11 protein-coding genes and 1 pseudogene are annotated in these 12,830 nt (G+C 41.9%); 3 read left to right on the top strand and 9 right to left on the bottom strand.

The window, feature by feature from the left end; translation table 11 throughout:
• Nucleotides 1-120 precede the first annotated feature (120 nt).
• Genes PR766_RS15935 through cysJ form a run of 3 tightly spaced genes read right to left on the bottom strand, consistent with a single transcriptional unit; the run spans nt 121 to nt 4,402 of the window.
• Nucleotides 121-855: a phosphoadenylyl-sulfate reductase gene (locus tag PR766_RS15935; RefSeq protein ID WP_006659387.1), complete on the bottom strand. Its 735-nt coding sequence runs from the start codon at nt 853-855 to the stop codon at nt 121-123.
• Nucleotides 852-2,597 carry an assimilatory sulfite reductase (NADPH) hemoprotein subunit gene (gene cysI / locus PR766_RS15930; protein ID WP_006659388.1) on the bottom strand — a complete coding sequence of 582 codons (1,746 nt, stop codon included), beginning with the start codon at nt 2,595-2,597 and terminating at the stop codon, nt 852-854. The genes PR766_RS15935 and cysI overlap by 4 nt, the downstream gene beginning before the upstream one ends.
• Nucleotides 2,597-4,402 (bottom strand): NADPH-dependent assimilatory sulfite reductase flavoprotein subunit, encoded by a 1,806-nt coding sequence (gene cysJ, locus PR766_RS15925; RefSeq protein WP_036967981.1) that lies wholly within the window; start codon nt 4,400-4,402, stop codon nt 2,597-2,599. Before cysJ ends, cysI begins: the two co-directional genes overlap by 1 nt.
• Before the next feature lie 264 nt (nt 4,403-4,666).
• Here cysJ and queD point away from each other — a divergent pair, with 264 nt between their 5' ends.
• Nucleotides 4,667-5,032: a 6-carboxytetrahydropterin synthase QueD gene (gene queD / locus PR766_RS15920; RefSeq protein ID WP_006661013.1), complete on the top strand. Its 366-nt coding sequence runs from the start codon at nt 4,667-4,669 to the stop codon at nt 5,030-5,032.
• A gap of 48 nt (nt 5,033-5,080) precedes the next feature.
• Here the strand turns inward: queD and queE are convergent, their stop codons facing one another.
• On the bottom strand, nt 5,081-5,752 hold the full coding sequence (gene queE / locus PR766_RS15915; RefSeq protein ID WP_006659391.1) for a 7-carboxy-7-deazaguanine synthase QueE: 672 nt from the start codon (nt 5,750-5,752) through the stop codon (nt 5,081-5,083).
• 177 nt (nt 5,753-5,929) lie between these two features.
• Between queE and PR766_RS15910 the strand changes: the two genes are divergently transcribed.
• Nucleotides 5,930-7,297 carry an amino acid permease gene (locus tag PR766_RS15910; RefSeq protein WP_006661012.1) on the top strand — a complete coding sequence of 456 codons (1,368 nt, stop codon included), beginning with the start codon at nt 5,930-5,932 and terminating at the stop codon, nt 7,295-7,297.
• A 66-nt stretch (nt 7,298-7,363) separates the two neighbouring features.
• Here the strand turns inward: PR766_RS15910 and PR766_RS15905 are convergent, their stop codons facing one another.
• The 5 genes from PR766_RS15905 to PR766_RS15885 all read right to left on the bottom strand — a co-directional run bounded on the left by PR766_RS15905 (nt 7,364) and on the right by PR766_RS15885 (nt 11,846).
• Nucleotides 7,364-8,554, bottom strand: a complete 1,191-nt coding sequence (locus tag PR766_RS15905) for a methionine gamma-lyase (protein ID WP_006659393.1) — start codon at nt 8,552-8,554, stop codon at nt 7,364-7,366.
• Nucleotides 8,555-8,568: 14 nt separating this feature from the next.
• Nucleotides 8,569-8,961: a hypothetical protein gene (locus PR766_RS15900; protein WP_006661011.1), complete on the bottom strand. Its 393-nt coding sequence runs from the start codon at nt 8,959-8,961 to the stop codon at nt 8,569-8,571.
• A gap of 13 nt (nt 8,962-8,974) precedes the next feature.
• Complete coding sequence (locus tag PR766_RS15895; RefSeq protein ID WP_154636195.1) at nt 8,975-10,162, bottom strand: NAD(P)/FAD-dependent oxidoreductase; 1,188 nt, start codon at nt 10,160-10,162, stop codon at nt 8,975-8,977.
• Nucleotides 10,163-10,404: 242 nt separating this feature from the next.
• A complete protein-coding gene (locus PR766_RS15890) occupies nt 10,405-10,974 on the bottom strand; it encodes a DUF1287 domain-containing protein (protein ID WP_036961492.1) in 570 nt (189 codons plus the stop codon).
• Nucleotides 10,975-11,054: 80 nt separating this feature from the next.
• Entirely contained in the window at nt 11,055-11,846 is a 792-nt protein-coding gene (locus PR766_RS15885) for an endonuclease/exonuclease/phosphatase family protein (protein WP_230086786.1), read from the bottom strand.
• Between the two features lie 712 nt (nt 11,847-12,558).
• Between PR766_RS15885 and PR766_RS15880 the strand changes: the two are divergent.
• A pseudogene (locus tag PR766_RS15880) lies at nt 12,559-12,630 on the top strand (hypothetical protein); the annotation flags it as partial.
• Between the last annotated feature and the right edge of the window lie 200 nt (nt 12,631-12,830).

The following is a 12,830-nucleotide window of genomic DNA, read 5'->3' as shown; positions in this document are numbered from 1 at the left end:
ATGCCTTTATTAAAGATAATGGCATCCCTTTGTTATTAAACAAATAAAATTATTTTCTACTTATTATTAAAGCAAGTAATTAATTATTTTAACGAAACACTTTAATTTTTATGAAAAGTGTTAGTTTTCATGAAGCCCACATTCGCGCTTTAAACCAAAAAAACGAGTTTGCTCTTCATTCATACCCGGCTCCCACGGTCGACTCGTATGAGTATCCCCCACCGACAAATACCCTTTTTCCCATAATGGGTGGTATGGCAGGTTATGTTTAGTGAGGTATTGATAAACATCCTTATTATTCCAGTCAATCACTGGCAGAATTTTAAAAATACCACGACCTATGCTCAGTACAGGTAATTCTGCACGACTGGCAGACTGTTCCCGTCTCAGCCCTGAAAACCAGCTCTGAGCCTGCAATTCCCGTAGTGCCCGAGACATTGGCTCGACTTTATTTAATTGGTTATAACGCTCAATTCCCTCAATCCCTTGAGTCCACAGCTGTCCATGAACCGCTTCTTGCCATGCAGGGCTAATAGGCGAGCGGTACACGTTTAAATTTAAAGCAAGTCGCTCAGTTAATTGTTCAATAAACTGATAGGTTTCAGGAAATAAATACCCTGTATCCGTTAAAATAACCGGAATATTCGGTACGATTTGTGTCACCAAATGCAATGCTAAAGCACCTTGAATTCCAAAACTGGATGACAAGACAAACTCAGCGGGTAAGTGTTCCACTGCCCACTCAACGCGTTCCAAGGCGCTCATCGCTTCGAGTTGCAGATTGTATTCATGCAGATAAGCCTCTTGATCTCGCTTATCTAACTGCTGAAGTTGCGCTAACTGAAGTCGGCTCATACCGCCTCCTTAACCTCGTAGAAATCAACCGCAGAGTTGAGAACGGGTTTCACCACCTCAACACGGACCAGATAGTCACCAAAACCTTCATTAGGCTGACGCTCAGCTGCCCACCGACCAATCAATTCATCAAGGATAGATAAAATTTCCGCGCTACTGATATTTTCCTTATACATCCGAGGAATACGCGTACCGATTCGATTACCACCTAGATGCAGATTATAACGATCAAGGGCTTTACCAACGAGCCCCACCTCCGCGAGCATCGCGCGACCACAGCCATTTGGGCACCCTGTAATGCGTAGTACAATGTGCTCATCCGCGACGTGATGGGAAGTCATGATTTTTTCAACTTCGCTGACAAATTCAGGCAAAAAACGTTCTGCTTCCGCCATTGCTAGAGGGCATGTAGGGAATGACACACACGCCATCGAATTTTCACGCTGACGGGTTACTTCACGGCTCATTAAACCGTGATCAAGGGCAATTTGCTCTATCGCCGCTTTATCCTCTTCCTCAATACCCGCCACAATTAAATTTTGATTCGCCGTTAAACGGAAATCGCCTTTGTGGATCTTGGCAATTTCTGCAACACCGGTTTTTAATGGCTTATCCGCTAAATCAATTAAACGCCCATTTTCTACAAATAGCGTCAAATGCCAGCGGTTATCAATCCCTTTTAGCCAACCAATTTGATCTCCGCGCTGAGTGAATTGATAGGGGCGGATGATCTCAAACTGTACACCTGCGCGCTTTTCGACTTCCGCTTTAAAAACCTCAACCCCAACTCGTTCGAGAGTGTATTTGGTTTTGGCATTTTTACGCTCCGTTCGATTTCCCCAATCCCGCTGGGTGGTCACTATCGCTTCCGCGACCGCCAAGGTTTTATCTAATGGAATAAAACCAAATTCGCTCGCAAGGCGTGGGAATGTATTCGTATCGCCGTGGGTCATTGCTAATCCACCGCCCACCAGCACATTAAAACCAATAAGTTGCCCTTTCTCTGCAATTGCCACGAAATTCATGTCATTGGCATGGAGATCCACATCGTTAAGTGGTGGGATCACGACGGTGGTTTTAAATTTTCGAGGAAGATAAGTTTGCCCTAAAATAGGTTCCTCATCCGTGGTCACTATTTTTTCTTTATCCAGCCAAATCTCGGCATAAGCACTCGTACGAGGTAATAAATGCTCAGAGATTTTTTTCGCCCATTCATAGGCTTGCTGATGCAATTCAGACTGTACAGGGTTAGAGGTACACAGTACGTTACGGTTTACATCGTTAGCCGTAGCTAACGCATCAAGTCCCACATGGCTGAGCATCTGATGGGCAGGCTTCACATCCCCTTTAAGAATGCCGTGGAACTGGAACGTTTGCCGGTTAGTGATACGAATGCTGCCGTATAATGTGTGCTCAGAGGCAAACTTATCGATATCTAGCCACTGCTTTGGCGTGATTATTCCCCCAGGTAAACGGCAACGTAGCATCATCGCGTGGCGTGGTTCTAATTTCTGTTCTGCACGCTCGGCTCGAATGTCTCTATCATCTTGCTGATACATACCGTGAAAACGGATCAGTAAGAAGTTATCGCCATCAAAACCCCCAGTAAGACCGTTTTTAAGATCCTCTTTGATGGTGCCTCGTAAATAGTTACTTTGCTGCTTCATACGCTCGCTGTCTGCGAGCTTCCCTTCGACCACTAAAGGTGGTTGAGGTGCAGCTTGTTGATGTTCATTGCTCATTAATAAACGTCCCTCTGATAACGGCGCATCACACGCAGCTCACTTAAAAAGTCATCCGCTTGCTCTTCATCCATGTGCCCGTGCTCGCTGATGACATCCAATAATGCTTGTTCCACATCTTTCGCCATACGGTTTGCATCCCCGCACACGTAGATGTGCGCACCTTGCTGAATCCAATTCCACACTTCACGACCTTGCTCACGTAATTTGTCTTGGACATACACTTTTTGAGCCTGATCCCGAGACCATGCCAATGACACATGAGTCAGCAAGCCATCTTTGACGTAACGCTGCCACTCCACTTGATATAAGAAGTCGTCAACAAAGTGCGGATTACCAAAGAACAACCAGTTTTTACCTGCGCTACCGTCATTATCACGCTGCTGCAAAAAAGCGCGGAATGGGGCTATCCCCGTTCCCGGTCCAATCATAATCACCGGCGTATTTGAATCTGCGGGTAAGCGGAAGTTATCATTATGTTCAATAAATACCCGTAATTCGTCTCCTTCCTTAAGACGATCCGCTAAAAATCCAGAAGCTCCCCCTGTCCTTGGGCGTCCCTCAATGTCATAACGTACGACACCAACCGTTGCATGAACCTCATCCTCTGCTTCAGCCTGAGAAGAAGAAATAGAGTACAAACGAGGCGTCAGTGGACGCAGTAAATCAACAAATTCTTGCGCGCTCGGCTGTGCCGCCGCTTGACGTACCATATCGACGATTGGCGTGGTTTGCGCATATTGCATAATGGCCGGTTTATCACTAATTAGCGCCAGCAAGCCATCATCTTTTGATAGCTGAGCATATTTTTCGACGATCAAATGGGTATTTTGAGTCAGCTCCAGTTGGTAAGTTAACGCGTCGCGCAGTGAATGACGCTGCTGACCGATAAACACGTCCTCATCCCCGTGTAACCACAATAAGCCAATCAGCTCATCCACTAAGGCTGGGTCATTATCAAACCACACGCCAAGCGCATCGCCAGGTTGATAACGCAACCCCGAGTTCCCTAAATCAATCTCAATGTGGCGAACATCTTTGTCAGACCCGCGCCCAGTTATCTTTTGGTTACTCAACAACGTTGCGGTGAGCGGTGCCGTTTTAGTGTATGGGGAAGAGTCTAGCTGGTTCACGCTGCCAGATTGAGTGTTTATAAGCTGGCTATCTGACTGAGCAGGCACACGCGCTTTTAAAATTTGTGTCAGTGTACTCACCCACTCATCGGCCAATATTTGATACTCCACATCAGCATCAACCCGTGGTAGCAATTCACTTGCCCCTAACTTCGCGAGCTGGGAATCGAAATCCTTTCCAGCTTGGCAAAAATGTTCATAGGAAGAGTCACCAAGTGCAAAAACGGCATAATGAGTTGCAGAAAGATCTGGGGCTTTTTTCGAGTTCAGGTATTTATGCAAAGCCACCGCCTCTTCCGCAGGTTCCCCTTCACCCTGAGTCGATGCCACGACAATAACGACTTTTTCTTGATTGATTTGCTTAAATTTATAGTCACCCGCATTCACTAAATTCGCGCTGATCTTTTCACTCAGGAGTTTCTCTCTAAGTTGTTCGGCAAGGCGGCGGGCGTTGCCTGTTTGAGAGGCTGAAATAATGGTCACTGTTTCTTGGGGGACAAGCGTTGCGGGAACCGTTTCACCCACAGCACTATTTTGATTCACCATGCCCCATAAATAGCCTGATAACCATGCCAACTGATGAGATGAAAAATCTCCCACTGCGGTCTGTAAACGCCCTAATTGCTCCGTAGAAATCGGTAATGCTGATAATGGAGGTTGCTTGTTTTGCATTATTTTGTCACTCCAACGTGATCCATCATTGAATAGTCAATAAAAGTCATTCATGCCATTCTCTATCCCAAATGAGGATAGAGGTTATAACAGCCATAACTAGGAAGATAAGAAACTATAGCCATAACTAATAGCTAAAAATCCTAAAGAAAATATTCGATGATGAATATCGAATAAAAAGATTAGCCAGAAATCGATAAATAACGACATTTTGAGTCAAAATAGCAGTAGAATACGCTGCTAAACATTAGTAAGGAGAAATTTATGAGCACAACCATCTACAAAGATTTTCACTTTGAAGCGGCACACCGCCTTCCTCATGTACCTGAAGGGCATAAATGTGGTCGCCTGCATGGGCACTCTTTCATGGTGCGCTTAGAAATTACGGGTGAAATTGATGCTCATACTGGATGGATCATGGATTTTGCTGATGTGAAAAGCGCCTTTAATCCTATCTATGAACGCCTAGACCACCACTATTTAAATGAGATAGAAGGCTTAGAAAACCCGACCAGTGAAGTACTTGCTCGTTGGATTTGGCAACAAACTAAACCGTTACTGCCCTTGTTGAGTGCCATTACGGTCAAAGAGACCTGTAATGCAGGTTGTGTTTATCGCGGTGATGAATAAGACCTTTATTGAGCTGTAAGTCATCACCTACAGCTCAAAACACGTTGGTTACTGAATATTCAAATATTTGTGTGTTTGAATAGATAAACGCCAGTTACGTTGAATGCAGGTATCGATACACAGCTTAGTGGCAGACGTTTTTTGGCTAATCGGTTGCAACGCGACAATTGGAAGCTGACCTTGGGTGCGTAGAGAAAGCAGCTGATCAAGCGCTTCAATGTCTTTTTCTCTCGCGACAGGATGCTTAATTTCATTGGCACGATTAATCGCCTGTTCAAGCACCTGTAGCCCTCCTTTCATTCCCACTTTGGGTGAGACGGTAACCCACGTATTTTCAGTGCAGAGAATCGGATATGTACCGCTCGTTTCAATTTGGCATTGAAAGCCATTGGCTTCAAGCGTTTGCGTTAATGCCGTTAAGTCATAAATGCAAGGCTCTCCACCGGTTATCACGATATGTTTTGCGGTATAACCATTTTGCAGCATCAGTTGAATCAAACTCTCAGCATCGGACATCGCCCAGAAATCACTGTCTTGTGTTTTTAATGCAATATCACCCAATGTGGACTCTTTCGCAGGTTCTTTATCCCATGTCTGTTTGGTATCACACCAACTACAACCAACAGGACAGCCTTGCAAACGAATAAAAACAGCGGGGACACCAGTGAAAACACCTTCCCCCTGTAGAGTTTGGAAGATTTCATTTATTGGGTATTTCATATTGCTCCTAGAAGATTCCATTTGGCGCATATTATATTGCAGATATCTATCTCGCGGGCAATGCACTTTGTGATAATGTAGTCACCCTGCGTTCAGGAAAGTACGTCAACTCAATCAACGAAACCGAAACAATATTCGGTACAATATTTCGAAATAAAGTTAATGACAGGAAAAGACATGCAAAGTAGTGAACAAAATCAACTCAGAAAGGGACTGAGTGTCCGGCACATTCGCTTTATGGCCTTAGGGTCGGCGATTGGTACTGGTCTATTCTACGGCTCTGCGTCTGCGATTCAAGCTGCGGGTCCAGCGGTGTTACTGGCTTATATGTTAGGTGGTGCCGCGGTGTTTATGGTGATGCGAGCCCTCGGCGAAATGGCGGTTCATCATCCAGTCCCCGGTTCATTTTCTCACTACGCAAGCCATTATATGGGTCCACTCGCAGGCTTTCTAACTGGCTGGAACTACGTATTTGAAATGCTGGTCGTCTGCTTAGCCGATATTACCGCCTTTGGGATGTATATGGGATTCTGGTTCCCACATGTTGATCAATGGGTGTGGGTCTTAAGTATCGTATTATTTATCAGCGCGCTCAATCTGTGTCACGTTAAGATTTTTGGTGAAATGGAATTCTGGCTTTCAATTATAAAAGTCAGCGCCATTATCGCCATGATTGTCGGTGGTGCCTTCTTGATGATCTACGGCTTTGGTCAAGAAACTAGCCATGAAGTGGGTATCCAAAACTTGTGGGAACATGGCGGGTTTATGCCTAATGGTATCGAAGGGGTGATAGCCTCTTTAGCAATAGTCATGTTTGCCTTTGGGGGAATAGAAGTCATTGGTATCACCGCCAGTGAAGCGCAAAACCCTGAAAAAACCATCCCAAAAGCGATTAATGCAGTCCCTATCCGTATCCTATTATTCTACGGGTTAACACTGTTTATTCTGATGTGCATCTATCCATGGAACCAAATCGGTCAAAATGGTAGTCCATTTGTACAAATCTTCGATAGTTTAGGGATCCAATCTGCAGCAAATATCTTGAATATCGTGGTGATCACCGCAGCAATTTCTGCGATCAACAGTGATATTTTTGGTGCGGGTCGCATGATGTACGGTATGGCTCAAGATGGGCAAGCACCAAAAGTCTTTACCAAACTGACTAAAAGCGGTGTGCCGTGGGTAACGGTTCTCGTGATGTCCGTCGTGATGTTACTGGGCGTATACCTGAACTATCTGTTACCTGAAAAAATCTTTGTTATTATTGCCTCGATTGCAACCTTCGCGACTGTGTGGGTTTGGTTAATGATCTTACTGTCCCAAGTTGCGATGCGCCGTAAGATGAGCCAAGAAGAAATTAAGAAGCTGAAATTCCCAGTGCCTTTCTGGCCAGTAGGTCCTGCAATCACCATCGCATTCATGGTGTTTGTTATCGCATTATTAGGCTTCTTTAAAGATACACAGGTAGCACTCATTGTCGGTTTTGTTTGGGTTGCGTTACTCAGCATTACCTTCTTTGCCATGCGTTATTACCAAAAACGCTAATAAACATTGATGAATAAAGCAGCCCTACATCGTACACATATAGGGCTGTTTTTTTATCAAGATACGTTACTCAACACTGAGTGCTTGATGAATGTCGGCAATCAACTCATCCACATTTTCTAAGCCAATAGAAAGACGGATCAATCCATCACTAATACCATATTGTTGCCTTTCTTCCGGTGTATAGGTGGAGTGGGTCATACTTGCCGGATGCTGTGCTAATGACTCACAATCTCCTAAGCTAACTGCACGTGAAAACAGTGTTAAATGATTTAAAAACCGTTTACCTGCCTCCAATCCCCCTTTCAGTTCAAAGGCAATCATTCCTCCCGCTAATTCCATCTGTTTTTGAGCTAATTGATACTGCTCAAAACTCGGTAAGCCAGGGTACATAATTGCCACCACCTGCGGGTGCGCTTCTAAATATTCAGCAATTTTTTGTGTACTTTGGACAATCCTATCCATACGAACAGACAAGGTTTTAAGCCCTCGGATAATCAGATTCGCATCATGAGGAGATAAACACGCCCCTGTCATATCTTTCAAGCCCACTAATCTTATATGCTTCGCACGCTCTGCGGTGGTGATCACCGCTCCCCCCATCGCATCGCCATGACCATTCATGTACTTAGTTAATGAGTGCAGAACAATATCTGCACCAAGAACCAGTGGTTTTTGAATATACGGTGTGCAATAAGTGTTATCGACTGCTACTAAAATATTATGCTGATGAGCAATTTGGCTCACCGCAGCAATATCCACTAAGCGCATGTTCGGGTTAGCAGGCGACTCAAAGAATATCATCCGCGTATTTTCAGTAATTGCTTGTGCCAAATTTTCCGGCTCACTCATATCAATATGACGAACTTTCACACCAAATCGAGCCAATCCATGATGAAAAAAGGCATAAGTACAACCATAAACAGTTAGATCAACTAACAGCTCATCACCCGGATTTAATAATGACCAAAACGTTGAGGTAATTGCGCCCATACCAGAGGAGAACACAATAGCCGCTTCTCCCTCCTCAAGAGAGGAAATTCTATTTTCTAATAGACTTAATGTTGGGTTATTAATTCGGGTATAAATATAGCCATCCTTTTCACCGCTAAAATAGGCAGCGCCTTCTTCTACACTTTTAAACACATAAGTCGATGTTTGGTAGATAGGTGAAGCTAAAGAGCCTAAATGATCCTGTGAATTATAATGACTATGGATCGCCCGTGTTTCAAAAGAACGTTTTATATCTAAACTCATACCACCTCCGAAAATTACCCTCCTTGGGATTGAGATAATCGAGAACCAACAATTTGCATTGTTCGCAAAAGTGTTGTAATTCCACGCAATGTATTAGGATCTTTTAATAATCCATACACTGAGCGAAAATTGGGATTTTTACTATCATGAATACCTTCCATTTTAGCCATATTATAGGCAGTACCTAATTCCCAGACAGGAACTAAAGTATCTTCAAAAGAGTTTGATAATCTTTCTACTGTACTGTTATCTAATATGTCCACAAGATCGGAAACTAGAGAAAGTAAATCAACAATATTGTCTAGGCGATTTAACTGTAATAATGGCGCTAATTTCTCAGCAAAATGATTACCCGCATCAGAACTTAATAGTTCAACCAGTTTACTTTGACTTTCATTATTCGACATTTTTAATTCCTTATTAAACTAAGCCACGAATTGCCGCCCAATAAATACCTCTATTGAAACCATTTCTTAGTAATCCACCCAATTTCGTTGGTGGAGTAGGAATAACATCGTGCTTATAATCATATTGCAAAGGCATGCCTGCCGTTAACCCCATTTGAGCAACCGCTTGCACTCGTCCATCATAAATTGCAGCAGGGTATCCGTAGATTAATTCACCGCAAATATTGTCTGCGATAATTGCTGCTTGGTTATGGCAACTTCCCCCTGCTTTACTAATTGGTAAGTCAACCGTATCGCCAATGACATAAACGCCTTCTACACCATAAACTTGCATCGTTTCATGGTCTGTTGGTAACCAACCTTCACCGTTGTTATGCTCACTTAATCCTGTATTCACAACAGCCTCTACCGCAGTAATTGGCGGCGTACTAATTAATAAATCAAAAGGCTGTTCATCCCCTTCTTTGGAGTACGCTAATTTCTTATCTGGATCAACTTTAGCTAAGGTAAACCCTCGTTGCGCTTTAATATTTTTCGTGACAAATATTTCGGGAATAACTTCACAAACAGGTTGTTGCATGAATAAACAATTACGCAGTAATTGTGAAACCGTTGGATAAGTATAAACAATTTCAATATTATCCCTAACTCGACGTTTTCGTAAATATTCATCAATCATTAAAGTTGTTTCCATCGGTGCAATTCCACACTGATGGGGAACATTAGGCGTCTCAGGGAATGAAACAGTAATAAAAATACGCCCTTTTTCAATCTTAGATAATTGATCAGCTAATTTACGAGATGCATCATAAGCATAAAAATGATTTCCCATTTCTTTTAGACCTTCAATACGTTCAGGTCTAGGGATACATCCCGTTGCTACAACCAAATAATCATAATGGTATTTTTTATTATTTCTCGAGTATAACTCTTTATTTTTAAAATCAAACGAATCAATTTTATCAATAACTAATTCAATTTCCGGTCTTAATAATTCACGCTCAGGACGACTCAATTCGTCCTTAAAAAATATATTAAAAGCCACATACATAAATGCAGGTTTATAATAATGAATGGGATTATCGGTAATTAATGTTATTTTTATTTTTTGAGAAAAAATGTCTTTATTAAGTTTTCTTGCCAAAATATTAGCTAACATGGTACCGCCAGTACCACCACCCACAATAACTATATTTTTCATGATGTAAAATCCTTAAGAAATAAAACAACCCGATAAATATATCCTGATCATCTCTGTGCTTTACACTTAGTAAATATAGTTTAATGCCGATAACAACCAATACAATAAATTGCATATAATTCAATAATCAACAAGAAAAACTAATCACTTTCAGATATTAAAGTATTTTATCCGGTAAATAAACATTAAATTGCCCACAATCCTCCCCTAGATAGCTTCCGTAACTCTTTGAAATAAAAATATTAATATGAATAATGTCCGACTATCTTCCATTTAAATAAAACATCCTCAGCCACTTGACCATACCCAATGTTATGCATCACTAAGTAAGATTGACTATTCGATGCTTTGATGGATGTCACAATTCCAATATGTGGGCGACCATTATCTAAACGCCACGAAACAATATCACCAGGTCGATAATCCTCCCCTTTTAATGTGATCGGCTTAACGGTACCTTTTCGTGTAAAAAAGGTTTCCAAGTTAGGGACTCGCCGATGATCAATATTGGAGTCAGGCTTACTAAGTCCCCATATTTTTTGGCTCGGATATTGGCTAAAGTTTTTCTTTATATCTTCATGAAGGCGTTTCTGAAGATCGATACCTAATTGACGGTAACTGCGGATCACAACATCAGAACAAACACCATAATGACTAGGTATATCACCATTGGGATAATCTATTTGTCGATATGATGAATCATACATAACTAAACGGGGCAACTGTTCTGCCTTCTTTGCTAGTTCAAGATTATTTTTCCCTAATGCATAGGGTATGCAACACAGTAAGAGCAAGGGTAGTAATTGTTTCAATGCAGTATTCCCCCATAAAATTGAGCGTAAAATCTACAATAATTACAGGGATAAATAAGGTGGGATAGTCTTAAAAGGGGCTATTTAGTTAATTTAAATTGCGTGATGATAGGATTATGGTCAGAGGCATCCGTCTGTAATACACGGCTTTCCTTCAATTTTAAACCACGGTAAAACATAAAATCTAATGGGCGACCAAACGCTTTTGTGCGTAGATCGACATCAAAGAGAACTTCTTTGAGTCCTACAGAGCGAATAAAACGCTTCAATGCATTCACTCGTTGACGGCTCCAAGCATTAAAATCCCCCGCTAAAATAACAGGTCCCACATGTTTACTAATATGAGACCCCAATTTGCCCAGCTGCTTAGTATAAACATCCACCCCAAAGCTAAAGTTAATTGCATGCACATTTACGACCATGAGATGTTTGCCATTAGGCAATGGATAAACCGTGATTAACGCTGATTTTGCTAAGCGTAATAACGGCTCTTTTTCTCGTAAAGGACAACAATAAATCGGGTGAGCTGTCGCGAGTGTCATCACGCCAGAGGGGTGAGGAGAAAAAGGTAATGCAGGAACTTGGTCAGCAATTAATTGATGATGAGCAGCGAACGAGACTAACTCAGGAGACATTTGCGCTTCTTGAAGCAATAACAATTTTTTTTCTTTGACAAGTTCCACCAACGTGGATTTCCAGTTAGGCCGCTGCTGTTTATAGATGTTCCACGTCACTACATCTAATGTTTCACCTGCAGGAAAGAGTGGGAGACCAATAGGAAGTGAATCTCCAAGCATATGAATTGGCATAGGCTGAATACGTTTTGCAGGTTCACCTGCAATGTACCGAACAGAATAGGTTCTTTTAGCCACTTACCGGATTCCCTACAAAATTAATAACCACAGCGATTGATGTAAACTCTACTAGTTTAGCATTGGTCTGATAAACACGAATTCAGTATATCAAATATCTCACGGGTAATCTTAAGGAACTTATTATTCCTTTTTGTGACTTTTTTCTTCTGCCCTCTCTATTTTTTCGAATTTACTACCATTTCACCATGATATGACTGCTAAATAATAGTTTAGTGTAGAAAAACATTCAGAATTTTGATTACGGCGTAATACCTAAAATGACTCAGATTTTTTTACACTTAAATCACTTAAATAGAGGCAGTGTTTGAGTGCGTTAGGGAGTTCAAAGGAGAATTTTATGTTATTTACGAGGTAGGAAGTGACTACAGAGATTATTTTACATTGATAATCTTCTAACGGTCAGAGCAGACAGGAACAAAATTGCCTCCAATGTTGAGGTCTTATTAAACAAGAGGTAGCGATGATGATAAGATGTCAGTGAGTCCCACAGTTCATGGTGGTGATGGGTAACGTTAAAAAAATACGCCAGTTATCCGCACTTTATTGAAATTCTAACTCACACAAAAGCCATTTCGATCGAATCAATCAAAACAATCTAGGTTATGACATTGGGATAAATCAGTATCAGTGAAGCTCCACTTCGCCCATCATCGCATTCAGTACAAACAGTAGACTCTCAATTCTCTTATATGAAGAAAATGTTTTTGTCATGACGACGACAATAGCTAGCCTTCAGGAGATACCTCCCTTGAAAGTACTGAATCTGATGCTGAAAAAGTTGATATGCCCCGTTAAACAAGGGAGTAGCGATGATGATGGAGGGAGGTTAGTACCATTTTTTGCGCTCAGCGCAGATTCTACATTCAAAATCCGGCTAGTGTGCCATACGAAATAAGAAATCGTGGTTATGATGCGATATCGGTGAATACGACCTTTCAAGGGGTGATGAGAAGCTGCTGAGAAATAGGCAAATTTTCTTCC

The sequence above is a fragment of the Providencia sp. PROV208 genome (assembly GCF_028479465.1).
Lineage (GTDB): Bacteria > Pseudomonadota > Gammaproteobacteria > Enterobacterales > Enterobacteriaceae > Providencia > Providencia alcalifaciens.
This window is presented reverse-complemented; position numbering and strand designations above follow the sequence as displayed.